Annotated in this window: 23 protein-coding genes and 1 pseudogene; 13 read left to right on the top strand and 11 right to left on the bottom strand. The window is 73.7% G+C overall.

Features of this window, described 5'->3' with window-relative positions:
• Window positions 1–54: 54 nt before the first annotated feature.
• The 5 genes and pseudogenes from hutH to ACIQKA_RS01255 all read right to left on the bottom strand — a co-directional run bounded on the left by hutH (window position 55) and on the right by ACIQKA_RS01255 (window position 6,646).
• Window positions 55–1,596 carry a histidine ammonia-lyase gene (hutH, locus tag ACIQKA_RS01275; RefSeq protein ID WP_383150043.1) on the bottom strand — a complete coding sequence of 514 codons (1,542 nt, stop codon included), beginning with the start codon at window positions 1,594–1,596 and terminating at the stop codon, window positions 55–57.
• Window positions 1,597–2,321: 725 nt separating this feature from the next.
• A pseudogene (locus tag ACIQKA_RS01270) lies at window positions 2,322–3,428 on the bottom strand (diguanylate cyclase domain-containing protein); the annotation flags it as partial.
• A gap of 151 nt (window positions 3,429–3,579) precedes the next feature.
• Window positions 3,580–4,368, bottom strand: coding sequence for an enoyl-CoA hydratase/isomerase family protein (locus ACIQKA_RS01265; RefSeq protein WP_383149784.1), 789 nt, complete (start codon window positions 4,366–4,368; stop codon window positions 3,580–3,582).
• A gap of 69 nt (window positions 4,369–4,437) precedes the next feature.
• Window positions 4,438–5,577, bottom strand: a complete 1,140-nt coding sequence (locus tag ACIQKA_RS01260; RefSeq protein WP_383149782.1) for an adenylate/guanylate cyclase domain-containing protein — start codon at window positions 5,575–5,577, stop codon at window positions 4,438–4,440.
• A 214-nt stretch (window positions 5,578–5,791) separates the two neighbouring features.
• Window positions 5,792–6,646, bottom strand: coding sequence for a biotin--[acetyl-CoA-carboxylase] ligase (locus ACIQKA_RS01255; protein WP_383149781.1), 855 nt, complete (start codon window positions 6,644–6,646; stop codon window positions 5,792–5,794).
• A gap of 134 nt (window positions 6,647–6,780) precedes the next feature.
• Between ACIQKA_RS01255 and ACIQKA_RS01250 the strand changes: the two genes are divergently transcribed.
• The 4 genes from ACIQKA_RS01250 (at window position 6,781) to ACIQKA_RS01235 (ending at window position 9,648) form a co-directional block, all read left to right on the top strand.
• The gene (locus tag ACIQKA_RS01250; RefSeq protein ID WP_383149779.1) at window positions 6,781–8,382 is read left to right on the top strand and encodes an acyl-CoA carboxylase subunit beta; all 1,602 of its coding nucleotides are present in this window, start codon (window positions 6,781–6,783) and stop codon (window positions 8,380–8,382) included.
• A 29-nt stretch (window positions 8,383–8,411) separates the two neighbouring features.
• Window positions 8,412–8,624 (top strand): acyl-CoA carboxylase epsilon subunit, encoded by a 213-nt coding sequence (locus ACIQKA_RS01245; RefSeq protein ID WP_366371323.1) that lies wholly within the window; start codon window positions 8,412–8,414, stop codon window positions 8,622–8,624.
• Window positions 8,625–8,818: 194 nt separating this feature from the next.
• Window positions 8,819–8,947, top strand: coding sequence for a morphogenic membrane protein MmpB (gene mmpB, locus ACIQKA_RS01240; protein ID WP_366371321.1), 129 nt, complete (start codon window positions 8,819–8,821; stop codon window positions 8,945–8,947).
• Between the two features lie 95 nt (window positions 8,948–9,042).
• Entirely contained in the window at window positions 9,043–9,648 is a 606-nt protein-coding gene (locus ACIQKA_RS01235; RefSeq protein ID WP_383149775.1) for a nucleoside triphosphate pyrophosphatase, read from the top strand.
• 89 nt (window positions 9,649–9,737) lie between these two features.
• Here ACIQKA_RS01235 and ACIQKA_RS01230 read toward each other — a convergent pair whose 3' ends face one another.
• Window positions 9,738–10,169 (bottom strand): hypothetical protein, encoded by a 432-nt coding sequence (locus ACIQKA_RS01230; protein WP_383149773.1) that lies wholly within the window; start codon window positions 10,167–10,169, stop codon window positions 9,738–9,740.
• A 373-nt stretch (window positions 10,170–10,542) separates the two neighbouring features.
• On the opposite strand from ACIQKA_RS01230, the gene ACIQKA_RS01225 reads away from it, so the two are divergent.
• Window positions 10,543–12,297, top strand: coding sequence for a biotin carboxylase N-terminal domain-containing protein (locus tag ACIQKA_RS01225; RefSeq protein WP_383149772.1), 1,755 nt, complete (start codon window positions 10,543–10,545; stop codon window positions 12,295–12,297).
• Between the two features lie 80 nt (window positions 12,298–12,377).
• Window positions 12,378–12,923 carry a TetR/AcrR family transcriptional regulator gene (locus tag ACIQKA_RS01220; RefSeq protein WP_402539598.1) on the top strand — a complete coding sequence of 182 codons (546 nt, stop codon included), beginning with the start codon at window positions 12,378–12,380 and terminating at the stop codon, window positions 12,921–12,923.
• 151 nt (window positions 12,924–13,074) lie between these two features.
• Here the strand turns inward: ACIQKA_RS01220 and ACIQKA_RS01215 are convergent, their stop codons facing one another.
• Window positions 13,075–13,998 carry a DeoR/GlpR family DNA-binding transcription regulator gene (locus ACIQKA_RS01215; RefSeq protein ID WP_383150041.1) on the bottom strand — a complete coding sequence of 308 codons (924 nt, stop codon included), beginning with the start codon at window positions 13,996–13,998 and terminating at the stop codon, window positions 13,075–13,077.
• Window positions 13,999–14,223: 225 nt separating this feature from the next.
• Entirely contained in the window at window positions 14,224–15,663 is a 1,440-nt protein-coding gene (locus tag ACIQKA_RS01210) for an NAD(P)H-quinone dehydrogenase (RefSeq protein ID WP_376237826.1), read from the bottom strand.
• A gap of 203 nt (window positions 15,664–15,866) precedes the next feature.
• Between ACIQKA_RS01210 and ACIQKA_RS01205 the strand changes: the two genes are divergently transcribed.
• The 3 genes from ACIQKA_RS01205 to ACIQKA_RS01195 all read left to right on the top strand — a co-directional run bounded on the left by ACIQKA_RS01205 (window position 15,867) and on the right by ACIQKA_RS01195 (window position 19,339).
• A complete protein-coding gene (locus ACIQKA_RS01205) occupies window positions 15,867–16,304 on the top strand; it encodes a gamma-glutamylcyclotransferase (RefSeq protein ID WP_390107711.1) in 438 nt (145 codons plus the stop codon).
• A 204-nt stretch (window positions 16,305–16,508) separates the two neighbouring features.
• Window positions 16,509–17,312 carry a purine-nucleoside phosphorylase gene (locus ACIQKA_RS01200; RefSeq protein ID WP_376237822.1) on the top strand — a complete coding sequence of 268 codons (804 nt, stop codon included), beginning with the start codon at window positions 16,509–16,511 and terminating at the stop codon, window positions 17,310–17,312.
• Between the two features lie 371 nt (window positions 17,313–17,683).
• Window positions 17,684–19,339, top strand: a complete 1,656-nt coding sequence (locus tag ACIQKA_RS01195; protein WP_383442926.1) for a phospho-sugar mutase — start codon at window positions 17,684–17,686, stop codon at window positions 19,337–19,339.
• A 78-nt stretch (window positions 19,340–19,417) separates the two neighbouring features.
• On the opposite strand, the gene ACIQKA_RS01190 is transcribed toward ACIQKA_RS01195, so the two are convergent.
• Both ACIQKA_RS01190 and ACIQKA_RS01185 read right to left on the bottom strand, forming a co-directional pair.
• Complete coding sequence (locus ACIQKA_RS01190) at window positions 19,418–20,089, bottom strand: PH domain-containing protein (RefSeq protein WP_383160497.1); 672 nt, start codon at window positions 20,087–20,089, stop codon at window positions 19,418–19,420.
• Window positions 20,090–20,123: 34 nt separating this feature from the next.
• Entirely contained in the window at window positions 20,124–20,366 is a 243-nt protein-coding gene (locus ACIQKA_RS01185; RefSeq protein WP_402539596.1) for a hypothetical protein, read from the bottom strand.
• A 137-nt stretch (window positions 20,367–20,503) separates the two neighbouring features.
• On the opposite strand from ACIQKA_RS01185, the gene deoC reads away from it, so the two are divergent.
• The 3 genes from deoC to ACIQKA_RS01170 are packed head-to-tail and all read left to right on the top strand — an operon-like array spanning window position 20,504 to window position 23,818.
• Entirely contained in the window at window positions 20,504–21,463 is a 960-nt protein-coding gene (gene deoC / locus ACIQKA_RS01180) for a deoxyribose-phosphate aldolase (protein ID WP_383441637.1), read from the top strand.
• A gap of 5 nt (window positions 21,464–21,468) precedes the next feature.
• The gene (locus ACIQKA_RS01175) at window positions 21,469–22,905 is read left to right on the top strand and encodes an aldehyde dehydrogenase family protein (RefSeq protein WP_383160500.1); all 1,437 of its coding nucleotides are present in this window, start codon (window positions 21,469–21,471) and stop codon (window positions 22,903–22,905) included.
• Window positions 22,898–23,818: an aldehyde dehydrogenase family protein gene (locus ACIQKA_RS01170; RefSeq protein ID WP_402539594.1), complete on the top strand. Its 921-nt coding sequence runs from the start codon at window positions 22,898–22,900 to the stop codon at window positions 23,816–23,818. The genes ACIQKA_RS01175 and ACIQKA_RS01170 overlap by 8 nt, the downstream gene beginning before the upstream one ends.
• A 79-nt stretch (window positions 23,819–23,897) precedes the next feature.
• Here ACIQKA_RS01170 and ACIQKA_RS01165 read toward each other — a convergent pair whose 3' ends face one another.
• Complete coding sequence (locus ACIQKA_RS01165) at window positions 23,898–24,296, bottom strand: hypothetical protein (protein WP_383436660.1); 399 nt, start codon at window positions 24,294–24,296, stop codon at window positions 23,898–23,900.
• A 117-nt stretch (window positions 24,297–24,413) separates the two neighbouring features.
• Here ACIQKA_RS01165 and ACIQKA_RS01160 point away from each other — a divergent pair, with 117 nt between their 5' ends.
• On the top strand, window positions 24,414–25,046 hold the full coding sequence (locus ACIQKA_RS01160; protein ID WP_376237803.1) for a uridine kinase: 633 nt from the start codon (window positions 24,414–24,416) through the stop codon (window positions 25,044–25,046).
• Window positions 25,047–25,090 lie beyond the last annotated feature (44 nt).

Below are 25,090 nucleotides of genomic sequence, written 5' to 3'. Positions count from 1 at the left end.
GCCCCCGCCGGAACGATCCGGCGGGAGCGGGCCCTCACGCGTGTGCCGACGGCCTTACGCCAGCGGGCCGGTGACCGGCTCCACGGCGGCGACGACCCCGCCCTCGCGCACGAAGGCGTCGGCGGCGGCCAGGTCGGGGGCGAGGAAGCGGTCCGGGCCGGGGCCCTGGACGCCGGCCGCGCGCAGGGCGGTGATGACGGCCTGCGAGGCGGGGGCCGGGGTGAGGCCCGCGCGGAGCTCGACGCCCCGGGTGGCGGCGTACAGCTCGACGGCGACGATCCGGGTGAGGTTGCCGATCGCGGTGCGCAGCTTGCGGGCGGCGGACCAGCCCATGGAGACGTGGTCCTCCTGCATCGCGGAGGACGGGATGGAGTCGGCGGAGGCCGGGACGGCGAGCCGCTTCATCTCGCTGACCAGGGCGGCCTGCGTGTACTGGGCGATCATCAGGCCCGAGTCGACGCCGGCGTCCTCGGCGAGGAAGGGCGGCAGGCCGTGCGAGCGGTTCTTGTCGAGGAGCCGGTCGGTGCGGCGCTCGGCGATGGAGCCGAGGTCGGCGGCGGCGATCGCGAGGAAGTCGAGGACGTACGCGACGGGGGCGCCGTGGAAGTTGCCGTTGGAGCGGACCTCGCCGTTGCCCAGGACCACGGGGTTGTCGACGGCGGCGGCGAGTTCGCGCTCGGCGACGAGGCGGGCGTGGGCCAGGGTGTCGCGGCCGGCGCCGGCGACCTGCGGGGCGCAGCGGATCGAGTAGGCGTCCTGGACGCGGGGGGCCTCGCCGGCCTGGAAGTGGCCGGTGAGGCCGGAGCCCTTGAGGACGGCCAGCATGTTGGCGGCGGAGGCGGCCTGGCCGGGGTGGGGGCGGATGGCGTGCAGCTCGGGTTCGAGGACCTTCTCGGTGCCGAGGAGGGCTTCGAGGGAGAGCGCGGCGGTGACGTCGGCCGACTTGTAGAGGGTGTCGAGGTCGGCGAGGGCCATGACCAGCATGCCGAGCATGCCGTCGGTGCCGTTGAGGAGGGCGAGGCCCTCCTTCTCCTTGAGCTCGACGGGCGCGATGCCGTGCTCCGCGAGCAGCTCGCCGGCGGGGCGGACCCGCCCGTCGGGGCCCTCGGCGTCGCCCTCGCCCATGAGCGCCAGGGCGCAGTGGGAGAGCGGGGCGAGGTCGCCGGAGCAGCCGAGGGAGCCGTACTCGTGCACGACCGGGGTGATGCCGGCGTTGAGGACGTCGGCCATGGTGCGGGCGACCTCGGGGCGGACGCCGGTGTGGCCGGAGGCGACGGTCTTCAGGCGCAGGAACATCAGGGCGCGCACGACCTCGCGCTCGACGCGGGGTCCCATGCCGGCGGCGTGCGAGCGCACGATGTTGCGCTGGAGCTGCGCGCGGAGCTCGTGGCCGATGTGCCGGGTGGCGAGGGCGCCGAAGCCGGTGGAGACCCCGTAGACGGGCTCGGGCTTGGCGGCGAGGGCGTCGATGACCTCCCGGGCGGCGGCGAGGGCCTGCACGGCCTCGGTCGACAGCTCGACGCGGGCGCCGTGGCGGGCGACGTCGACGACGTCCTGCGGGGTCGTGCCGGACGTGCCGAGGACGACTGTCTGCATATCCATATTCAGCACCCTACGGATTGAAGACCGACCTGTCACTAGGGGATTTCGTCACCGGCCCGGCGGGGGTTCGTCCCTTACCGGTCCGCCGCCGTCCCGCCCTCGCCCCTCCGCCCCCTCCCGCCTCCGCCGCCGTTCCCGGGGCCGCCCCCGCCTCCGCCGCACCTCCGGGCCCGGGCGGCGCGCACGCCCTTCCGGCGCATGCGGCGGGCCTCCCGGCCTCACCTGTCCGCCGACGGGGGTTCTTCGGGCCGGGGGGCCGTCTCCGTGGGCTCCGTGGGCTCCACAGGCTCCGTGGGCTCCGTGGGCTCCACAGGCTCCGTGGACTCCTCGGGCTCCGTGGACTCCGTGGACTCCTCGGGCCGGAGGGCCGTCTCCGTCGGCTCCTCGCCCGGGGGCCCCACGGGCCAGGCGGCCGGCTCGGGGGGTCGCGGCCCCCGGTCCGGGGCCCGGTCCGGGGCCCGGTCTCGGCCCGTGTCCGGGCCGGAGTCGGGGCTGGCGCCTGGGTCGCGGCCGGAGTCACGGTCGAGGTCAGGGCCGGGGCCGAGGGCGGAGTCGAAGTCGCGGCCGGGGCCGGGACCGAAATCGCGGTCGAGGTCAAGGCGGGAGCCGGAGTCGGAGTCGCGGCCGGGGCCGAGGCCGGAGGCGGAGCCGGGACCGGAGGCGGAGCCGGGGCCCGGTGGTCCGGGTTCCGTCGCACCCGGCTCCGGCAGCTCCACCGTCGGCGCGTCGCGGAAGCGGCGGCGGTCGCGGGCGCCCGGCGGCGCGTCCGCGAGGCGCACGACCGTGCCGTCGCGCCCCGCCACCACGGGCTTCGCCGAGCGGCCGGCCTTGGCCTGGTACTGGGCGGCGTCCGCGAGGCGGAAGAGGCGGCGGGCCGACTTGAGGGGCCCGATGGGGTCGCCCGTGGACGCCACCCCGCAGGCCACGCCCTCGCCCAGCTCCAGCTCCGCCGCCCGTACGCACAGCTCCTCGGCGACCGCGACCACCTCGTCCGCCGTCGGGCCGACCGTCAGGAGGCAGAACTCGTCGCCGCCGAGGCGGGCCGCGAGGGCGCCGGGGAGCCGGGCGCCGCAGCGGGAGAGGACGGAGCCGAAGCGTTCGAGGAGGCGGTCGCCGACCGCGTGGCCGTGGGTGTCGTTGACCCGCTTGAGGCCGTTGAGGTCGCAGACCACCAGGCTCACCACGGAGCCGTCGGCCCGGTAGCGCTCGATGGCCTCGTCCAGACGGGTGTCGACGGCCCGCCGGTTGGCCAGGCCGGTCAGGGGGTCGGTGAAGGCGAGCTTGCGGACCTCCTCCAGGCGCTCGGCCTGGGCGATGCCCGCCGCGACGACCGCCGCGAGGACGGTCGCGAAGCCCGCGTCCGCGCTGGTGAAAGGTTTCGCCTCGGGCGGCCGGGCCACGTACAGCTCGCCCCAGGCCCGCCCGTGGAGCACGATCGGGGCGACCACGCAGCAGCCGCGCCCGCGCCGCCGCAGACCGGTCACGCGGCCGGTCCGCACGGGGTCGGCGGCGGTCTCCACCCAGGCGTCCGGCTCGCCGCCGCCCGCCCACCGCTCGTGCAGGAACTCGGTGATCTCGGGGAACCGGTGCACCGGGTACGTCTCCGCGTCCGGGAACTCCTCCTCCCCCACGGCCCGCTCCCCGGCGTTCACCAGGACCTTGAGCCGTCCGTGGTCCCGCTCCCAGACGGACAGGGCGGCGAAGCTCCCGTCGAGCCCGTCGCGGGCCCCGAGCGCAGCCGCCCGCCAGAACTCCCGTGGAGTGTGCGCCGCCGCCATCCCCTGCGCCAGCGCCACTACGGCCCGCAGCCGCCCGTCCTCACCCATTCCTCCAGCTTAGGGAGGTTTGATCTGTTTTCCCCTTCGGGGCGTCACGGAAAGTGACCCGTCGGGCGAACCGGCGCCGGCGGACCGGCGCCGGGAAACCGGTACGGAACGAATCGACACCGGGAAACCGGTACCGGACGGACCGGTCGGGTCACTCCCCGGGCCACTCCGGCTTCCGCTTCTCGTTGAAGGCCGCCACGCCCTCGGCCCGGTCGCCCGAGAAGGCCACCGAGCGCCAGGCCGCGTCCTCGACCTCCAGGCCGGCCCGCAGGTCCAGGCCCTGGCCGAGCCGCATGGCCTTCTTCGCGGCGCGCAGGCCCACCGGGGAGTTGACCGCGATCCGCCCGGCCAGCTCCAGGGCGCCCGTGCGCGCGTCCTCCGCCAGGAGGTCCACGAGGCCGAGCTCGCGGGCCTCGGACGCCTCGACCCGGCGGGCCGTGAAGACCAGCTCGGCGGCGCGGGCCGCGCCCACCCGGCGTGGGAGGAGCTGCGTGCCGCCGCCGCCCGGGATGACGCCCACGGAGACCTCGGGCAGGCCCACGACGGCGGTGGCGTCGGCCACGATGACGTCGCAGGCGAGCGCCAGCTCGAAGCCGCCGCCGAGAGCGAAGCCGTGCACGGCGGCGACGGTCGGCACGGGCAGCTCCAGGACGCCGGTGTAGGCGGCGCGGGCGGTCGGGCGCTGGCGGACCAGCTCGGCGTCGGTGAAGGAGTTGCGCTCCTTGAGGTCGGCGCCGACGCAGAAGGCCCGGTCGTTCGAGGAGGTGAGGACGGCGACGCGGACGGCCGCGTCGGCGGCGAGCGCGTCGCAGGCGGCCGCGAGGGAGCGGGCCATCTCGGAGGAGACGGCGTTCATCGCCTTGGGCCGGTCGAGGACCAGCTCCGCGACGTGCCCCTCCCGCCGGACCACCACGAACTCACCGAAACGCTGCTCGGACATGACCGCACACCCTCCCACCAGCCGGCTCCGCCCGTTAACGGCTGTTAACCGGCGTTCACGGAGGAGATCCTAAGTGGGACGGCGGCCCAGGAGCCAGGGTTCGATGACGCCGAGGCCCCGGACCGGCCGCTGCCACATCGGCTGGAGCGCGAAGCGGTACGCGGCGGGCGTGCGGCCCTCCTTCTCGGCGCGGGACGCCTCCTCGGCCGCCTCCGCCTCCGAGACGGGCGCCTCGCCGGTCCTGGTCAGCTCCTTCGCGAAGGCGCTGTCGACCAGGACGGCGTCCTTCGGGGCTATCGAGGTGAGCCGGCTGGCGAGGTTCACGGTGGTGCCGAAGACGTCGCCCATCCGGGTCGTCACGGTGCCGAAGGCGATGCCGACGCGCAGCGCGGGCATCGTGTCGTCGTGGCCGAGGGTCTCGATCAGCCGGAGTGCGATCTCGGCGGCGATGCCGGCGTCGTCCGCCGCGTAGAGCACCTCGTCGCCGAGGGTCTTGATGAGCCGGCCGCCGTGCGCGGCGACGAGGTCGGCGCAGGTCGTCTCGAAGGCCTCGACCAGCTCGCCGAGCTCCTCCTCCTCCAGGCGGCGGGTGAGCCGGGTGAAGCCGACGAGGTCCGCGAAGCCGACGGCGAGCCGGCGGTCGACCATCTCCTCGTCGTCGGCCGCCTGCACGACCCGGCCGGTGGCGGCGGCGAGCTGCCGGCGCCACACGTAGATCAGGAACTCCTCCAGCTCGGGCAGGAGCAGCTCGACCAGGGGGTACGTGACCTCGGTGCGGGTCATGCCGGGCTCGGGCGGCTCGGTGAGGCCCTCCAGGAAGGAGTCGATCTGCCACTCGGCGAGCCGGGCGGTGGTCTGTCCGGTGGAACGGGCGACCTGCACGGCCATCGGCTCGCTGAGCAGTCCGGCCTCGACGAGGCCCGCGAGCCGCCGCAGGGCGAGCACGTCGGCCTCGGTGAGCGCCTTGGCCTGCCCGATGTCGGCGAAGCCCATGGCCCGCCAGAAGCGGGAGGCCAGCTCCATGGAGACGCCGGCGGTCCGGGCGGCCTGGAAGGGGGTGTAGCGGCGGTCCGCGCCGAGGATGAGCTGTTCGAGGCGGATGGCGAGGGGGTCGTCGCTCGGTTCGGCCGTGTGGTCGACCTCGTGATGGGGGGTGGGGTACGCGGGAGGCCCGGGCGTTCCGCCCGTGTTCTCGTCGTCGACGGTCACCGGCCGCCTCCTGCCCGTTCCCTGCCCACTTGCCCTGCCGATCTGTCGCCTGGATCGCGCTCCACGATACGACAGGTGTGGAATGGCTCACGCCCCGACGGCGAGCCCTTCCGCCCCTCGGACGGGGTCCGGGCCTCCGTGCGGCCGGGCGCCGGACCCTTCCCCGGCCGGGTCCGGACCGTTCCGGAACCGGCCCCTTCGCCCCGGGGGGCCGTCAGGCGTTCGGCGTCCGCACGTGGACGATGTCGCCCGCGCCCACCGCCTCCGTGCCGCCGCCCTCCGTGGCCACCACCAGCCGCCCGTCGCCGTCCAGGGCGGTCGCCTCGCCCTCCAGGGTGCGCTCGCCGGGCAGCTCGGCCCTGATCCGGCGCCCGAGGGTCGCGCAGCCGGCCGCGTAGGCCTCCTGGAGCCCGGAGGCGTCGGGGTCGCCGCCGGCCCGCGTCCACGCGCCGTACCACTGGGCGAGGGAGCGCAGGACGGCCCGCAGGAGGGTGTCGCGGTCGGTGGAGACCGCGTCGGCGAGGAGGAGGGACCCGGCGCCGGGGACGGGGAGTTCGTCCTCGCGGAGGGTGACGTTGAGGCCGAGGCCGACGACGACGCCGTCCGGGCCGGCCCGTTCGGCGAGGATGCCGCCGGTCTTGCGCTCCTCGCCCCCGACGGAAACCAGGAGGTCGTTGGGCCATTTGAGGGACATGTCGACGCCGGCGGCCTTCGCGAGGCCGGTCGCCGCCGCCACGCCGGTGAGCAGCGGGAGCCAGCCCCAGCGGTGGGCGGGCACGTCCGGCTTGAGCAGCACGGAGACGAAGATCCCGGAGCGGGCCGGGGCGGTCCAGGTGCGGTCGAGGCGGCCCCGCCCCGAGGTCTGCTCCTCGGCGACGAGCACCGCGCCCTCGGGCAGGTCGGCGGCCCGGGCGGCGAGGTCGGTGTTGGTGGATCCCGTGGTGGGGACCACGTCGAGCGAGGTCCACAGTCCGTCGGGGAGGACGAGCGCGCGGCGCAGCGCGGTCTCGTTGAGCGGGGGACGGTCGAGGTCGGACCAGCGTCCGCCGGAGCCTTGTGAGGACGTCATGCAAGCCAGAGTAGGTGTGGCAAAGACCGCAGTGCCGAACCGTATCGGCGTGGATACGCTACGGGTCAGTAGGGCAGCAGTAGCCCATTCGCAGTCAACGAACCCCCCGTGACCAGGCAGGGAGCCGCATCCCGATGTCCGAGCCGGCAGAGCAGTACGAGATCGACATTCACACGACCGCGGGCAAGATCGCGGACCTCAAGCGCCGTATCGACGAGGCCACCCACGCCGGCTCGGAGCGTGCGGTGGAGAAGCAGCACGCGAAGGGGAAGCTGACCGCGCGCGAGCGGATCGCCCTCCTCCTCGACGAGGGGTCCTTCGTCGAGCTGGACGAGTTCGCCCGGCACCGCTCGACCAGCTTCGGCCTGGAGAAGAACCGTCCGTACGGCGACGGCGTCGTCACCGGCTACGGCACGGTCGACGGGCGCCCGGTGGCGGTGTTCTCGCAGGACTTCACGGTCTTCGGCGGGGCGCTCGGCGAGACGTACGGCCAGAAGATCATCAAGGTGATGGACTTCGCGCTGAAGACCGGCTGCCCGGTCATCGGCATCAACGACTCCGGCGGCGCCCGCATCCAGGAGGGCGTGAGCGCGCTCGGCATGTACGGCGAGATCTTCCGCCGCAACACCCACGCCTCCGGCGTGATCCCGCAGATCTCGCTGGTCGTCGGCCCGTGCGCGGGCGGCGCGGTGTACTCGCCCGCGATCACCGACTTCACGGTGATGGTGGACCAGACCTCGCACATGTTCATCACGGGCCCCGACGTCATCAAGACGGTGACCGGCGAGGACGTGGGCTTCGAGGAGCTGGGCGGCGCACGGACGCACAACGCGACCTCGGGCGTGGCGCACCACATGGCGGGGGACGAGAAGGACGCCATCGAGTACGTGAAGTCCCTGCTCTCCTACCTCCCTTCGAACAACCTGTCGGAGCCGCCGGCCTTCCCGGAGACCGCGGACACCGAGGTGTCGGACGAGGACCGCGAGCTGGACGCGCTGATCCCGGACTCGGCGAACCAGCCGTACGACATGCACAAGGTCATCGAGCACGTCCTGGACGACGGCGAGTTCCTGGAGACGCAGGCGCTGTTCGCGCCGAACATCCTGACCGGCTTCGGCCGCGTCGAGGGCTTCCCGGTCGGCGTGGTCGCCAACCAGCCGATGCAGTTCGCCGGCTGCCTGGACATCGACGCCTCCGAGAAGGCCGCGCGCTTCGTGCGCACCTGCGACGCCTTCAACATCCCGGTCCTGACCTTCGTGGACGTGCCGGGCTTCCTGCCGGGCGTGGACCAGGAGTACGGCGGCATCATCCGGCGCGGCGCGAAGCTGATCTACGCGTACGCGGAGGCCACGGTCCCGCTGATCACGGTCATCACCCGCAAGGCCTTCGGCGGCGCGTACGACGTGATGGGCTCCAAGCACCTGGGCGCGGACCTGAACCTGGCGTGGCCGACGGCGCAGATCGCGGTCATGGGCGCGCAGGGCGCGGTCAACATCCTGCACCGCCGCACCATCGCGGAGGCGGGGGACGCCGAGGAGACCGAGGCCACGCGGGCGCGGCTGATCCAGGAGTACGAGGACGCCCTGCTCAACCCGTACACGGCGGCCGAGCGCGGGTACGTCGACGGCGTGGTCCTGCCGTCCGACACGCGCCCGCAGATCGTCAAGGGCCTGCGTCAGCTCCGTACGAAGCGGGAATCCCTGCCCCCGAAGAAGCACGGCAACATCCCGCTGTAGCAGCCCCTCCGGACCTCCAAGGAGCCGACATGATCAAGGTCGTACGAGGAAACCCGACTCCGGAGGAGCTGGCCGCCGCACTGGCGGTGGTTCAGGCCCGGGCCGCGGCCACGGCGGCGGCGTCCGCCGGGGACGGCGGCCCGGCGGTACCGGAGGGGTGGTCGGACCCCTCCCGTATCGCGCGGGCCGTACGGCAGCGCCCGGGCCCGCGGGCCTGGGCGAGGTCGTACTGGCCCGCGTAGGGAAGCCGGGGCCGGAGGGCCGGGTCCCGTGTGCGGGGGGCCCGGCCCTCCGCGCGTGCGTGCGGCCCTCCGGCCCCGGTCTCCGGCCCTCCGGTCGCCGTCCCCGTCTCCGTCTCCGGATGGGCCCCGGGCACCGGCGCGGTTGAGTATCCGTACTCAGGCGCCGCGGCCCTCCCGGCCGCAGGATCGGAGGCATGCTGTGGTCCGACCCGAAGAACCAGCCGCCCAAGTTCATGCGCGAGACGCAGGCGATGCTCCGCCGCGCGGGCGTGCTGCTGGCGCTCGCGATGGTGGTGGCGATGTTCGCGGTCGGCGTGCGCTGAGCCGCGCGCGTGCTGCGCCGAGCCGCGCGCGCGTGCGCGGTTCCGTCGAACCGGTCCGGTGGGTCCGGGCCCTCCGCACTGGCTACGCTGCCCCCATGACTGCTGATCCGCGCCGTGTCGTGCTCGCCTCCGCCTCCCCCGCCCGGCTCGGTCTGCTGCGGCAGGCCGGACTCGCCCCCGAGGTGATCGTGAGCGGCGTCGACGAGGACAGGGTCCACGCCCCGACCCCGGCCGAGCTCGCGCTCGCCCTCGCGGAGGCGAAGGCCGCCCACGTGGCCGCCCGGCCCGAGGCGTCCGGCGCGCTCGTCATCGGCTGCGACTCGGTCCTGGAGCTGGACGGGAAGGCGCTGGGCAAGCCGGCCGACGCGGAGGAGGCCGTCGCCCGCTGGAAGGCGATGCGGGGCAGGGTCGGCGTCCTCCAGACGGGCCACTGCGTGTACGACACGGCCGCCAAGCGCTACGAGTCCGCGACCGCCTCCACCGTGGTCCGCTTCGGCGAACCGACGGACGAGGAGGTGGCGGCGTACGTGGCGAGCGGCGAACCGCTGCACGTGGCGGGCGCGTTCACCCTGGACGGGCGCTCGGCGCCGTTCATCGACGGGATCGACGGCGACCCGGGCAACGTGATCGGCCTGTCCCTGCCGCTGCTGCGCCGGCTGCTGCGCAAGCTGGACGTGGAGATCACCGACCTCTGGGCCTGAGGCCGCGGAAGGGCCCTGGCACCCCCTAGGGCGTGTGTCGGAAGTCCCGCCTGCCCTCCGGGCAGACGGCGCTACTTTCGACACACGCCCTAGGCGGGCGCCGGGGCCTCCTCCGCGACCGGCGCCCCGGGCTCCTTCCCGTACGCCACCAGGGTGAGCACGATCAGGCCCAGAACGACCGTCAGGAAGGTGAAGGCCTCCCAGCCGAGGAGGCCGACGGAGACCGCGCCGAGGACGCCGTGGACGATCGCGCAGCCGATGAGCAGGCCCCGGCCGAGGCGGCCCGGGCGGCGGTCGCGGAGGCCCGCGAGGAGGGCGACGAGGGCGCAGAGGACGAGGGCGGCCCCGGAGGCGATGCCGAGGGCCCAGGTGCCGGCGGCCATCGCGTCGGGGTCCATGCCGTCGAGGGACATCGACTGGGCCTCGACGAAGCGGGCCATGACGGCGTTGACGGCGACGATGCCGGGTGCCTCCAGGAGGAGCACCGCGGCCGTCACGAGAGCTATCGGTCTGCGGGCCACCTCGGCCACCCCCTGGATTCGCCTGTTACCGACAGTACGATCGACAGCGGGAAGGCTACTGGCTGGTAAACCCCTGGACAAGGGTTCGCACACGCCGGGCCACGACCGGAGGCCGGGCAAAGAAACGCCGGAGCGTTCGTAGAGACCCGACAAAGAAACCCGAACGGCCACTGGCCAGGCGAACAGAGACCTGCGCCACACCTCGGAGCTACTGTGCCGTAAAGGAACCCTGCGTACCGTGGTGCGACAAGGGAAATCACGATCCGAGCAGGCCCGGGGTCACCCTCCGTGTGGGAAAGCTCACCACTGGGGACGGGTCGAAAGGCCGTGTCGGCAGTCCCTAAACTCAGCTTGTTTCAAGGAGGGAGCCATCGTGCGCAAGGTGCTCATCGCCAACCGTGGCGAAATCGCTGTCCGTGTGGCCCGGGCGTGCCGGGACGCGGGTATCGGCAGCGTGGCCGTGTACGCCGAGCCGGACCGGGACGCGCTGCACGTCCGTGCGGCCGACGAGGCGTTCGCCCTGGGCGGTGACACTCCGGCCACCAGCTACCTGGACATCGCCAAGGTCCTCCAGGCCGCGAAGGACTCCGGCGCGGACGCGGTCCACCCGGGCTACGGCTTCCTCTCGGAGAACGCCGAGTTCGCGCAGGCGGTCCTGGACGCGGACCTGATCTGGATCGGCCCGCCGCCGCAGGCGATCCGCGACCTGGGCGACAAGGTGGCGGCGCGTCACATCGCGCAGCGCGCGGGCGCCCCGCTGGTCGCCGGCACGCCCGACCCGGTCTCGGGCGCGGAGGAGGTCGTGGCCTTCGCGAAGGAGCACGGCCTGCCGATCGCGATCAAGGCCGCCTTCGGCGGTGGCGGCCGCGGCCTGAAGGTCGCCCGCACGCTCGAAGAGGTGCCGGAGCTGTACGACTCGGCCGTCCGCGAGGCCGTGGCGGCCTTCGGCCGGGGCGAGTGCTTCGTGGAGCGCTACCTGGACAAGCCGCGCCACGTGGAGACGCAGTGCCTGGCCGACACCCACGGCAACGTGGTCGTGGTCTCCACCCGTGACTGCTCGCTCCAGCGCCGCCACCAGAAGCTGGTGGAGGAGGCCCCCGCGCCGTTCCTGACGGAGGAGCAGAACAAGCAGCTCTACACCGCGTCGAAGGCGATCCTGAAGGAGGCCGGCTACGTCGGCGCCGGCACGGTCGAGTTCCTCGTGGGCCTGGACGGCACGATCTCCTTCCTGGAGGTCAACACCCGCCTCCAGGTCGAGCACCCGGTGACCGAGGAGGTCACGGGCATCGACCTGGTCCGCGAGATGTTCCGGATCGCCGACGGCGAGGAGCTCGGCTACGGCGACCCGGAGATCCGCGGTCACTCCTTCGAGTTCCGCATCAACGGCGAGGACCCGGGCCGCAACTTCCTCCCGGCCCCCGGCACCGTCACCCTCTTCCAGCCCCCGAGCGGCCCCGGTGTCCGTCTGGACGCGGGCGTGGAGTCCGGCTCGGTCATCGGCCCGGCCTGGGACTCGCTCCTGGCCAAGCTGGTCATCACCGGCGCCACCCGCGAGCAGGCCCTCCAGCGTGCCTCGCGCGCCCTGGCGGAGTTCAGGGTCGAGGGCATGGCCACCGCCATCCCCTTCCACCGCGCGGTCGTGGTCGACCCGGCGTTCACCGCGGACCCGTTCCGGGTCCACACCCGGTGGATCGAGACGGAGTTCGTCAACGAGATCAAGCCCTTCGCCCCGGCCGGCGCGGACGCCGACGAGGACGAGTCGGGCCGCGAGACGATCGTCGTCGAGGTCGGCGGCAAGCGTCTCGAGGTCTCGCTGCCGTCGTCGCTGGGCATGTCCCTGGCCCGCACCGGTCTGGCGGCCGGCGCGAAGCCCAAGCGCCGCGCGGCGAAGAAGTCCGGCCCGGCGGCCTCGGGCGACACCCTCGCCTCCCCGATGCAGGGCACGATCGTGAAGGTCGCGGTCGAGGAGGGCCAGGAGGTCGAGGAGGGCGACCTGATCGTCGTCCTGGAGGCCATGAAGATGGAGCAGCCGCTCAACGCGCACCGTTCCGGCACCGTCAAGGGCCTCAACGCCGAGGTCGGCGCCTCGGTCACCTCCGGCGCCTCCATCTGCGACATCAAGGACTGACCGTCGCACCCAGTACGGTACGAAGGGCCCGCAGGCAGCCGCCTGCGGGCCCTTCGCCGAGTGGAGGGCCTCCGTCACCCATGCGCGCCGACGCACGCCGCAACCACGAACGCCTGCTCGCCGAGGCCCGCTCCGCCTTCGCCGGCCGGGGCGCCGACGTGCCCCTGGAGGAGATCGCGCGCCGCGCGGGCGTGGGCATCGGCACCCTCTACCGCCACTTCCCCACCCGCGCCGACCTGCTGAACGGCGTCTTCCAGGAGGCGCTGGCGGAACTCCTCGACCGCTCGCGCGCGTTGGCGGACACCGACGAGCCGTGCCGGGCGCTCGTGGAGTGGCTGCGGGCCCTGGTCGCCCACGCGGGCGAGTACCGGGGCCTCGCGCACGCGCTGATGTCCGCCTCGTACGACCGGAGTTCGGCGCTCTCCGGATGCAGCGACCCGCTGCGCGCGGCGGGCGAGCGGCTGCTCGTCCGGGCCCGGGAGGCGGGCCGGGTGCGGGCCGACGTGTCGATCGGCGACCTGATGCAGCTCACCAACGCGATCGCGCTGACGGCGGAGCAGTGCCCGGAGGACGGGGAGTTGGCGGACCGCCTGCTGGAGCTGACGCTGCGGGGCATCGAAACCTGAGGCACGCGCGCGCACGCGTGCGGTGACGCGCACGATCCCGAGCGGTGCACGGCTCCGGGGCGCGTACGTCTCCGGACCGCGTACGGCTCCGGGCGCGGGTCCCCCGGGGGAGGGTCCCCCGGTGCACGGCCACGGCCCGCGGGCCCGGCCCTCAGCGGCGGCGCAGGTCTGCGACCCGGGCCGTGCGCTCCAGCGTCTCCGCGGCCAGTCCGCCGCCCGGGCCCCGGAACTGGCCCGCCGCCATCCGGCCGCGCTGGACCGGAAGGGGCACGTCACGGCGGGGCCGGGCGCCCGGGGGGATCTGGTCGCCTCCGGCGGAGCCGGTGCCGCCCGTGCCCGCGACGGCGATCTGCACGCCCTGGTCCGCGAGGGCCTGGAGCTCGGTGGCGGCCCGCTCGTCGTGGGCCGGGGGCTCGTCGGTGACGAGACGGGTGATCACGTCCGTGGGCACCGTCTGGAACATGGTGTCGGAGCCCAGCTTGGTGTGGTCGGCGAGGACCACGACCTCGGCCGCCGCCTGGACCAGCGCCCGGTCCACGCTCGCGGAGAGCATGTTGGAGGTGGACAGGCCGCGCTCGGCGGTCAGGCCGCTCCCGGAGAGGAAGGCCCGGGAGACCCGCAGCCCCTGGAGCGACTGCTCGGCCCCGCTGCCCACCAGCGCGTAGTTGGAGCCGCGCAGGGTGCCGCCGGTCATGACGACCTCGACCCGGTTGGCATGGGCGAGGGCCTGGGCGACGAGCAGGGAGTTGGTGACCACGGTCAGGCCGGGCACGCGGGCGAGCCGGCGGGCCAGCTCCTGCGTGGTCGTCCCGGCGCCGACGACGATGGCCTCGCCCTCTTCGACGAGGCTCGCCGCGACGTCGGCGATGGCCGTCTTCTCCGCGGTCGCGAGATGGGATTTCTGCGGGAAGCCGGATTCTCGCGTGAATCCGCCCGGCAACACCGCACCGCCGTGGCGGCGGTCGAGGAGTCCTTCTGCCTCCAGGGCCCGTACGTCTCTCCGTACGGTCACCTCCGAGGTCTGGACGACGCGGGCGAGCTCACGGAGCGACACGGCTCCGTTGGCGCGCACCATTTCGAGGATCAACTGGCGACGTTCTGCAGCGAACACGAAACTGACAGTAACGTGGCCGCGCGATGCTTTTCAGCAGTATGCGGCGAATTGCAGAAGTTGCGCACGGACGGGGCCCTCAAGTGGTATGGGAGGCCCCGTCATTGATCGTTCTATGCCCCGGCTTGCCGGGGGTTGTCCGAGTCGGCGAACCGTTCCCGCAGGCGGGAGGCGGGTCGGGCGCGGCGACTAGGCGTCGCCCGCCGACTTTCGGGTCTGCAACTGCCGTGCCACTTCCGCGATCGAGCCCGACAGGGAGGGGTACACGGTGAAAGCATTTGCGATCTGTTCGACGGTCAGATTGTTGTCGACCGCGATCGAGATCGGATGGATCAGTTCGCTCGCCCGCGGGGCGACGACGCAGCCGCCGACCACGATGCCGGTGCCCGGACGGCAGAAGATCTTGACGAAGCCGTCCCGGATGCCCTGCATCTTCGCGCGCGGATTGCGCAGCAGCGGCAGCTTGACGACCTTGGCGTCGATCTTGCCCGCGTCCACGTCGGCCTGGGTGTAGCCGACGGTGGCGATCTCGGGGTCGGTGAAGACGTTCGAGGAGACCGTCTTCAGGTTGAGCGGGGTCACCGCGTCGCCCAGGAAGTGGTACATCGCGATCCGGCCCTGCATGGCGGCGACCGAGGCGAGCGCGAAGACGCCCGTGACGTCGCCGGCCGCGTAGACGCCGGGGGCGGAGGTGCGGGAGACCCGGTCGGTCCAGATGTGGCCGGAGTCCTTGAGGCGGACGCCCGCCTCCTCCAGGCCCATGCCGGCCGAGTTCGGGATCGCGCCGACGGCCATCAGGCAGTGGGTGCCGGAGATGACCCGGCCGTCCGCGAGGGTGACCTCGACCCGGTCGCCGACCCGCTTGGCGGACTCGGCGCGGGAGCGGGCCATGACGTTCATGCCGCGGCGCCGGAAGACGTCCTCCAGGACGGCGGCGGCGTCCGGGTCCTCGCCGGGCAGGACGCGGTCGCGGCTGGAGACCAGGGTGACCCGGGAGCCGAGCGCCTGGTAGGCGCCGGCGAACTCGGCGCCGGTGACGCCGGAGCCGACCACGATGAGCTCCTCCGGGAGCTCCTTGAGGTCGTAGACCTGCGTCCAGTTCAGGATGCGCTCGCCGTCGGGCTTGGCGTCGGGCACCTCGCGCGGGTGGCCGCCGGTCGCGATCAGCACGGCGTCCGCGGTCAGCGTCTCCTCGGTGCCGTCGGCGGCGGTCACGACCACCTGGCGGGAGCCGTCCATCGCCTGCCGGCCGGAGAGCCGGCCGCGGCCGCGCAGCACGCGGGCGCCCGCGCGCGTGACGGAGGCGGTGATGTCGTGGGACTGGGCGAGCGCGAGGCGCTTCACCCGCCGGTTGACCTTGCCGAGGTCGACGCCCACCACCCGGGCGGCCTGGTCGATGTGCGGGGTGTCGTCCGCGACGATGATGCCCAGCTCCTCGTACGAGGAGTCGAAGGTGGTCATCACCTCGGCGGTGGCGATCAGGGTCTTGGAGGGGACGCAGTCGGTCAGGACGGACGCGCCGCCGAGGCCGTCGGTGTCGACGACGGTCACCTCCGCGCCGAGTTGGGCGCCCACCAGGGCCGCCTCGTATCCGCCGGGTCCGCCGCCGATGATCACGATCCGGGTCACTGGGATCTACGCCTCGCGCTCTCGTTCTGCCGGGGGGTCCCCCCGCTGGGGTGCAGTGCGTACGCCATTGTCCCGCACGCTTCAAGTGCGTACCCCATTGTCCCGCACGTCCGGCGCGGCCACGCGGCGGGGCCTCCGAAGGGGTCCGGCGGCCCCCCGGGAAGGCGGGCCGTCCCTCCGCCCCCTCCCGTACCCTCGGTCCCATGTCCCTCTACGCCGCTTTCGCCGGCAACCTGGACGCGCGGCTGATGAGCCGCCGCGCACCGCACTCCCCGCTGCGCGGGACCGGCTGGCTGAACGGCTGGCGACTCACCTTCGGCGGGGAGCAGATGGGATGGGAGGGGGCCCTCGCCACCATCGTGGAGGCCCCCCGCTCCCAGGTCTTCGTGGCGCTGTACGACATCGCGCCGATGGACGAGGACTCCATGGACCGCTGGGAGGGCGTGGGCCTCGACGTCTACCGGCGCATGCGGGTGCGGGCGCACACCCTGGACGGCGAGGAGCCCGTCTGGGTGTACGTGCTCAACGGGTACGAGGGCGGGCTCCCGTCGGCCCGCTACCTGGGCGAGATCGCGGACGCGGCCGAGTCGGCGGGCGCACCGCACGACTACGTGACGGAGCTGCGCAAGCGCCCCTGCTGAGCCGTCCGCGGGGCGTCGGCGGAGGCGCCGGCCGCCTGTCGGCGGACCGGTCCGCTCCGGTTTTCGTCGGAAACGACAAGACAACGATCGCATGTCCGTCAGCACCGTCATCTACGCGCGTAGGGATTCTCCGGCTACGCTTCTTCGGGTATCAAATCGTCCGGGGCCCGCCTCGGACTCCCCTCCCCGAGGCGAGAGAAGTCAGTGAACGCAACTGCCACCCCGTACGAGGCCGCCGAGGCCGCTGCCGCACGCCTCCGCGAGCTGACCGGAGCCGAGAGCCACGACGTCGCCCTGGTCATGGGCTCGGGCTGGGCGCCCGCCGTCGACGCCCTCGGCGCCCCCGAGGCCGAGTTCCCGGTGACCGAGCTCCCGGGCTTCCCGCCGCCGGTCGTCGAGGGCCACGGCGGCAAGATCCGCTCGTACAAGATCGGCGAGAAGCGCGCCCTGGTCTTCCTGGGCCGCACCCACTTCTACGAGGGCCGGGGCGTCGCCTCCGTCGCCCACGGCGTCCGCACCGCCGTCGCCGCCGGCTGCAAGACCGTCGTCCTGACCAACGGCTGCGGCGGTCTGCGCGAGGGCATGCGCCCCGGCCAGCCGGTCCTGATCAGCGACCACATCAACCTGACGGCCGCCTCCCCGATCGTCGGCGCGAACTTCGTGGACCTCACCGACCTGTACTCGCCGCGGCTGCGCGCGCTGTGCAAGGAGGTCGACGAGACCCTCGAAGAGGGCGTCTACGTGCAGTTCCCCGGCCCGCACTACGAGACCCCCGCCGAGATCAACATGGTCCGCGTCATGGGCGGCGACCTCGTCGGCATGTCCACCGTCCTGGAGGCCATCGCGGCCCGCGAGGCCGGCGCCGAGGTCCTGGGCATCTCGCTCGTCACCAACCTGGCGGCGGGGCTCTCGGGCGAGCCGCTGAACCACGAGGAGGTCCTCCAGGCGGGCCGCGACTCGGCGGCCCGGATGGGCGAACTGCTGACGCGGGTCCTGGACCGGATCTAGCCCTTCCCCGCGCTCCGGGGCCGCTACGGGCTCCGGGGCGCGGTCGGGTGCGGGCCGAGGCGCCTGCGGCGGGCCTCTTCCCCACCCCGCCCCTTCCCGGAACCGGGGGCGAGCCCCCGGACCCCGTACGGCCTTCGGCCGTGTCCTCAAACGCCGGACGGGCTGAATTTCCGCCCGCAGGGCGGGAAATCCAGCCTCGCCGGCATTCGAGGCGCGGGGGCCGGGGCGGAGCCCCGGTTACGGGAAGGGGCGGGGTGGGGACAGGCTCCGCGCAGCGGCACACCCGCACCCACCCACCGGCACCCACCCACCGGCACCCGCCCACCGGCCCCCGCCCCCACACCCACCCCGTCCCCTCCGAAAGGCACACCGTGACGCAGGACGACGACCTCCTCACCCGGGCCCGGGCATGGCTCGACGAGGACCCCGACCAGGAGACCCGCGAGGAGCTCGCGCGGCTCATCGAGGCCGGTACGGCGGACGAGCTCGCCGTCCGCTTCGCCGGCACGCTCCAGTTCGGCACGGCCGGACTCCGGGGCGAGCTGGGCGCGGGCCCCATGCGGATGAACCGCTCGGTGGTCATCCGCGCCGCCGCCGGCCTCGCCGCGTACCTGAGGGCGAAGGGCGAGGAGGGCGGACTCGTCGTCATCGGCTACGACGCCCGCCACAAGTCCGCCGACTTCGCCCGCGACACCGCCGCCGTGATGACCGGCGCCGGACTGCGCGCCGCACTGCTCCCCCGCCCGCTGCCGACGCCCGTCCTCGCGTACGCCATAAGGCACCTGGGGGCCGTCGCCGGCGTCGAGGTGACCGCGAGCCACAACCCGCCGCGCGACAACGGCTACAAGGTCTACCTGGGCGACGGCTCGCAGATCGTGCCGCCCGCCGACGCGGAGATCGCCGCCGAGATCGCCGCCGTCCGCTCGCTGCACGACGTGCCGCGCCCTGAGGACGGCTGGGAGACCCTGGGCGACGAGGTGCTCGACGCCTACCTGGAGCGCACGGACGCGGTCCTGACCCCCGGCTCGCCCCGCACCGCGCGGACCGTCTACACGGCCATGCACGGCGTCGGCAAGGACGTCCTGACCGCCGCGTTCGCGCGCGCCGGCTTCCCGCCGCCCGCCCTGGTGGCCGAGCAGGCCGACCCGGACCCGGACTTCCCGACGGTCGCCTTCCCGAACCCGGAGGAGCCGGGCGCGATGGACCTCGCCTTCGAGGCGGCCCGCGCCGTGGCCCCGGACCTGGTGATCGCCAACGACCCGGACGCCGACCGCTGCGCGGTGGCCGTGCCGGACCCGGACGCCGGGGGCGGCTGGCGGATGCTGCGGGGCGACGAGGTCGGCGCGCTGCTCGCCGCGCACCTGGTGCGCCGGGGCGTCACCGGCGTCTTCGCCGAGTCGATCGTCTCGTCCTCGCTGCTCGGCCGGATCGCGGAGGCGGCGGGCGTCGGGTACGAGGAGACGCTGACCGGCTTCAAGTGGATCGCCCGCGTCGAGGGCCTGCGGTACGGCTACGAGGAGGCGCTCGGCTACTGCGTCGACCCGGAGGGCGTCCGCGACAAGGACGGCGTCACGGCCGCGCTGCTGGTCACCGAGCTGGCCTCGGTGCTCAAGGAGGAGGGCCGGTCCCTGACCGACCTCCTGGACGACCTGGCCGTGGAGCACGGGCTGCACGCCACGGACCAGCTGTCGGTGCGGGTCGAGGACCTGGGGATCATCGCGAACGCGATGGCCGCGCTGCGCGAGCGCCCGCCGGCCGCCCTCGCCGGTCTGACGGTCGTCTCGGCGGAGGACCTGACGAAGGGCACGGAGGCGCTGCCGCCCACGGACGGGCTGCGCTACCACCTGGAGGGCGACTACCGGGCCCGGGTGATCGTGCGCCCCAGCGGCACCGAGCCCAAGCTCAAGTGCTACCTGGAGGTCGTGGTCCCGGTGGCCGGCGCGGACGCGCTGCCGGCGGCCCGCGCCACGGCGGCGGAGCTGCTCGGCGCGCTCAAGCGCGACCTGTCGGCGGCCGCGGGGCTGTAGGCCGCCGGCACGCGCGTCGGGGCCGGTACGGAAGCGGATTCCGTACCGGCCCCGACGCGCGTCCGGGAGGGCGGGCGCTCAGCCCGTCGCCCCCAGGATCACCAGGAGCAGCAGCCCGGCGACGGCGGGCGCGATGATCTCGTACGCCCAGCGCACCTGCGGCTCGCCCTGCGCCTCCGGGCTCCCGGCGTGCCGCTCGGCGAGCTCGCGCAGGTCGGCGACGGTCTGGTCGGTGGGCGCGGTGCGCGCGGCGCTCTGCCGCACGTCGGCGGTGACGGAGGTGCGGCCGTGGGGGTCGTCCTGGGAGGCGCGGGCGGCCCGGCGGGCGGCCTTCTTGCGCTGGCGCAGCGAGACGGGGACGGCCCAGAGCTGGTACTTCTCGCCCTCCTGGGTGAAGACCTCGCTGGAGTAGCCGGCGCGGACGTCGGCGACGGAGGCCCAGGGCAGCGTGATCGACCGGAACGGGTTGCGGACCCGGAGCCGGCGGTCGTTCGCGTACACGGCGGGCCGGATCGTGAAGGCGACGATCAGCGGCACGGCGAGGACGAGGCCCGCGAGCGCGAGCCAGGGGGTCCGGCCCTCGCCGCGGACCATCGCGTCACCGGCGAACACGCCCGCGAGCGCGAGCAGGAACACGCCGCTCGCGATCCCGAGGGGCGACCGGAAGGCCCGGTCGGCGTAGGGCTGCTCAGGGGTCGACCCGGGGCTGGGCTCGTGGCTCGGCTCGGGGGTCGGCTCGGGGGTCGTCATGCCGCCGATTCTGCCTCAGCGGGCGGACGGGGGCTCAGGCGGCCCGCACGGCCACGAGGTCGGCGTACAGAATGATGTCGTCGGGGCGGTGGCCGTCGAGCAGCTCGCCGCCGCAGGTGATCAGGCGCAGCTCGGGCCGGGTGGTGTCCCCGTACACCTTGGCGGTCGGGAAGGCGTCCTCGTCGACCTGCTCCAGCTCCCTGACGCGGAGGACGGCGGTCCTGCGGGGGCCATCCGGACCCGGACGGGCGGGGAGCCCGCCACCGATCACCCGCACCCGCCCCACACCCACCCGGCCGATCGCCCGCACCCTCCCGGCCCCACCGCCCCGGCTGCCCGGCTGTGACCTCGGGCTCGGCGGACCCCACCCCCTGTACAGGTCGCTACGCGCGTAGATATGCTCGACTGGTGACCATGCCCACCACTGCACCCGCAGCACCCGCATTCGCCGACGTGACCACGTCCGACCGTGCGCTGCGCCGCTTCCTCCACGGGCTGCCCGGCGTCGACGCCGTCGGCCTGGAGGCGCGCGCCGCGTCCCTCGGCACCCGCTCGATCAAGACCACGGCCAAGGCGTACGCCATCGACCTGGCCATCTCCATGATCGACCTGACGACGCTCGAAGGCGCGGACACCCCGGGCAAGGTCCGGGCGCTCGCCGCCAAGGCCGTCCACCCCGATCCGACCGACCGCACGACCCCGACGACCGCCGCCGTCTGCGTCTACCCCGACATGGTGGCCACCGCCAAGGCCGCCCTCGCGGGCTCCGGCGTCAAGGTCGCCTCGGTCGCCACCGCCTTCCCGGCCGGCCGGGCCGCGCTCCCCGTGAAGCTCGCCGACACCGCCGACGCCATCGCCGCCGGGGCCGACGAGATCGACATGGTCATCGACCGCGGCGCCTTCCTCGCCGGCCGCTACCTGGAGGTCTTCGAGCAGATCGCCGCGATCAAGGCGGAGTGCGGCGACCGCGCCCGCCTGAAGGTGATCTTCGAGACCGGCGAGCTGTCCACGTACGACAACATCCGCCGCGCCTCCTGGCTCGGCATGATGGCCGGCGCGGACTTCATCAAGACCTCGACCGGCAAGGTCGCGGTCAACGCCACCCCGGCCAATACGCTCCTCATGCTGGAGGCCGTGCGCGACTTCCGCGCGCAGACCGGCGTGCAGGTGGGCGTGAAGCCGGCCGGCGGCATCCGCAACACCAAGGAGGCGATCAAGTTCCTGGTGCTCGTCAACGAGACGGTGGGCGAGGACTGGCTGGACAACCACTGGTTCCGCTTCGGCGCCTCCAGCCTGCTCAACGACCTGCTGATGCAGCGCCAGAAGCTGGCGACCGGCCGCTACTCCGGCCCCGATTACGTGACGGTGGACTGATCAACATGGCATCTGCATTCGAGTACGCGCCGGCGCCCGAGTCCCGGTCCGTCGTCGACATCGCCCCCTCCTACGGCCTGTTCATCGACGGCGAGTTCGTCGAGGCGGCCGACGGCAAGGTCTTCAAGACCGTCTCCCCCTCCACCGAGGAGGTCCTGTCCGAGGTCGCCCGCGCGGGCGCCGAGGACGTCGACCGCGCGGTGAGGGCGGCCCGCAAGGCCTTCGAGAAGTGGTCCGCGCTGCCCGGCTCCGAGCGCGCCAAGTACCTCTTCCGGATCGCCCGGATCATCCAGGAGCGCAGCCGCGAGCTGGCCGTCCTGGAGACCCTGGACAACGGCAAGCCGATCAAGGAGACCCGCGACGCGGACCTCCCCCTGGTCGCCGCGCACTTCTTCTACCACGCGGGCTGGGCCGACAAGCTCGACCACGCGGGCTACGGGGCGAACCCGCGCCCGCTCGGCGTCGCCGGCCAGGTCATCCCGTGGAACTTCCCGCTGCTCATGCTGGCGTGGAAGATCGCCCCGGCGCTCGCGACCGGCAACACGGTCGTCCTGAAGCCGGCCGAGACGACCCCCCTGACCGCCCTGTTCTTCGCGGACGTCTGCCGCCAGGCCGGACTGCCCAAGGGCGTCGTCAACATCCTCCCCGGGTACGGGGACGCCGGCGCCGCCCTCGTCGAGCACCCGGACGTGAACAAGGTCGCCTTCACCGGTTCGACCGCCGTCGGCAAGGCCATCGCGCGCTCCGTCGCGGGCACGGACAAGAAGGTCACCCTGGAACTGGGCGGCAAGGGCGCCAACATCGTCTTCGACGACGCCCCGATCGACCAGGCCGTCGAGGGCATCGTCAACGGCATCTTCTTCAACCAGGGCCAGGTCTGCTGCGCGGGCTCGCGCCTCCTGGTCCAGGAGTCGGTCCAGGACGAGCTGCTCGACGCGCTCAAGCGCCGCCTGTCCACGCTCCGCCTCGGCGACCCGCTGGACAAGAACACCGACATCGGCGCCATCAACTCCCCGGAGCAGCTGGCCCGCATCACCGACCTGGTCGAGCGGGGCGAGGCGGAGGGCGCCGAGCGCTGGACCGCAGCCTGCGAGATCCCGTCCGCCGGCTACTGGTTCGCTCCGACGCTCTTCACGAACGTCACGCAGGCGCACACCGTCGCCCGCGACGAGATCTTCGGCCCGGTCCTGTCCGTGCTGTCCTTCCGCACGCCCGACGAGGCCGTGGCGAAGGCCAACAACAGCCAGTACGGCCTGTCGGCGGGCATCTGGACGGAGAAGGGCTCCCGCATCCTCGCGGTGGCGAACAAGCTCCGGGCCGGCGTCGTCTGGGCCAACACGTTCAACAAGTTCGACCCGACCTCGCCCTTCGGCGGCTACAAGGAGTCGGGCTTCGGCCGCGAGGGCGGCCGTCACGGTCTGGAGGCCTACCTCGATGTCTGACGGCAAGGGTTCGATCGGCGGCTCCGCCGCGGGGCGTCTGAGCGTCTTCAAGACCTACAAGCTGTACGTCGGGGGCAAGTTCCCCCGCTCCGAGAGCGGCCGGGTGTACGAGGTGACGGACTCCAAGGGCAAGTGGCTGGCGAACGCGCCCCTGTCCTCCCGCAAGGACGCCCGTGACGCGGTCGTCGCCGCCCGCAAGGCCTTCGGCGGCTGGGCGGGCGCGACCGCGTACAACCGCGGCCAGGTCCTCTACCGCGTCGCCGAGATGCTGGAGGGCCGCCGGGAGCAGTTCGTCCGCGAGGTGGCGGAGGCGGAGGGCCTGTCGAGGTCGAAGGCGGCCGCGGTCGTCGAGGCCGCGATCGACCGCTGGATCTGGTACGCGGGCTGGACCGACAAGATCGCCCAGGTCACGGGCGGCGCCAACCCCGTCGCGGGACCGTACTTCAACCTCTCCACCCCCGAACCGACCGGTGTCGTCACGGTCCTGGCCCCGCAGGACTCGTCCTTCCTCGGCCTGGTCTCGGTGATCGCCCCGGTGATCGCGACGGGCAACACGGCCGTGGTGGTCGCGAGCGAGAGGTACCCGCTGCCCGCGCTCTCCCTGGGCGAGGTGCTCGCCACCTCCGACCTGCCGGGCGGCGTGGTCAACATCCTCTCCGGCAGGGCCGCCGAGATGGGCCCGCACCTCGCGGCCCACCAGGACGTCAACGCGATCGACCTGACGGGCGCGGCCGACGACGACCTCGCCCGCGAGCTGGAGATCGCGGCGGCGGACAACCTGAAGCGCGTGCTGCGCCGCCGCACCGAGGACTTCGCGGACTCCCCGGGCACGGACCGCATGACCGCGTTCCTGGAGACGAAGACGGTCTGGCACCCGACGGGCAGCCTGGGCGCCTCCGGCTCCTCGTACTAGCCCCGGCTCCTCGTACGAGGAGACGCGCGGAGGGCCCCCGGGACGATCCCCGGGGGCCCTCCGCGCGTCCGCGCCTCCGCTAGGGGAGCAGCCCCTGCGACAGCGGTCCGACCACCGGCAGGTCCGCCACGGCCCCGCCCTTCGTGAGGTGGTCGGTGACCAGGTTCGTGCCGACCGGCTTGAAGTCGGCGACCTGGGTGCCGAGTCCGTTGTCCAGGGGGTCGACGCCGGTGTTGGCCAGCGGGTCGAGCTGGAGCCGGGTCAGCGGGCCCAGGGCGTGCCCGACCCCGCCGAGCGCGCCCGCGCCGGCCGCCGCGGCGTCCGTCTGCGTCAGGGAGTCGACCGGCAGCGGCAGCGGGGCGGCGGCCTGGGCCCCGGCCCCCGCGCCGACCAGCGCGGCGCCCGCCGCCGTGACGGTGAGTCCGGCCTTGAGCAGGGCGCTGCGACGGGAGGTGCGGGGGGCTGCGTGACGCGCCATGGCGTTCCTTCCAGGGGGTGTTCGGGCGGACACCGACAGTAGTGGAGGTGTGACGCCCGATACCAACGCCCTCCCTGGGGGTCCCCTGCACGGGGGAATGCCTCACACTGGTGTTCCGTGAGTTCCCAACCGATCCCGACCCGGGTCGTCCTGCTGACGGGCCCCTCCGGCTCCGGCAAGTCGTCCCTCGCCGCCGTCACCGGCCTCCCGGTCCTGCGCCTCGACGACTTCTACAAGGAGCACGACGACCCGTCGCTCCCGCTCGTCGACGGCAGTCCGGACATCGACTGGGACTCGCCGCAGTCCTGGGACGCGGACGCCGCCGTCTCCGCCGTCGTCGAGCTGTGCCGTACGGGGCGGACCGACGTCCCCGTGTACGACCTCGCCACCAGCTCCCGGACGGGCCGGGAGGGGCTGGACATCGGGCGGACCCCGCTGTTCGTGGCGGAGGGGATCTTCGCGGCCGAGATCGTGGCCCGCTGCCGCGACCTCGGCGTCCTGGCCGACGCGATCTGCCTGCGCGGCCGCCCCTCGACGACGTTCCGCCGCCGTCTCGCCCGGGACCTCAGGGAGGGCCGCAAGTCGGTGCCGTTCCTGCTGCGCCGGGGCTGGCGCCTGATGCGGGCCGAGCGCGCGATCGTGGCCCGCCAGGCGGAGCTGGGCGCCCACCCCTGCGCCAAGCCGGAGGCCCTGGGCCGACTGGCCGCCGCCGCGGCGGGCCGTCACCGCACCCCGGCCACCCGCCCGTAAGGGCTTCCCCCGACACGCAAGAAGCGGACCGTACGAGACCCCCG

The organism is Streptomyces sp. NPDC092045, assembly GCF_044756005.1.
Classification (GTDB): Bacteria; Actinomycetota; Actinomycetes; order Streptomycetales; family Streptomycetaceae; genus Streptomyces.
This window is presented reverse-complemented; position numbering and strand designations above follow the sequence as displayed.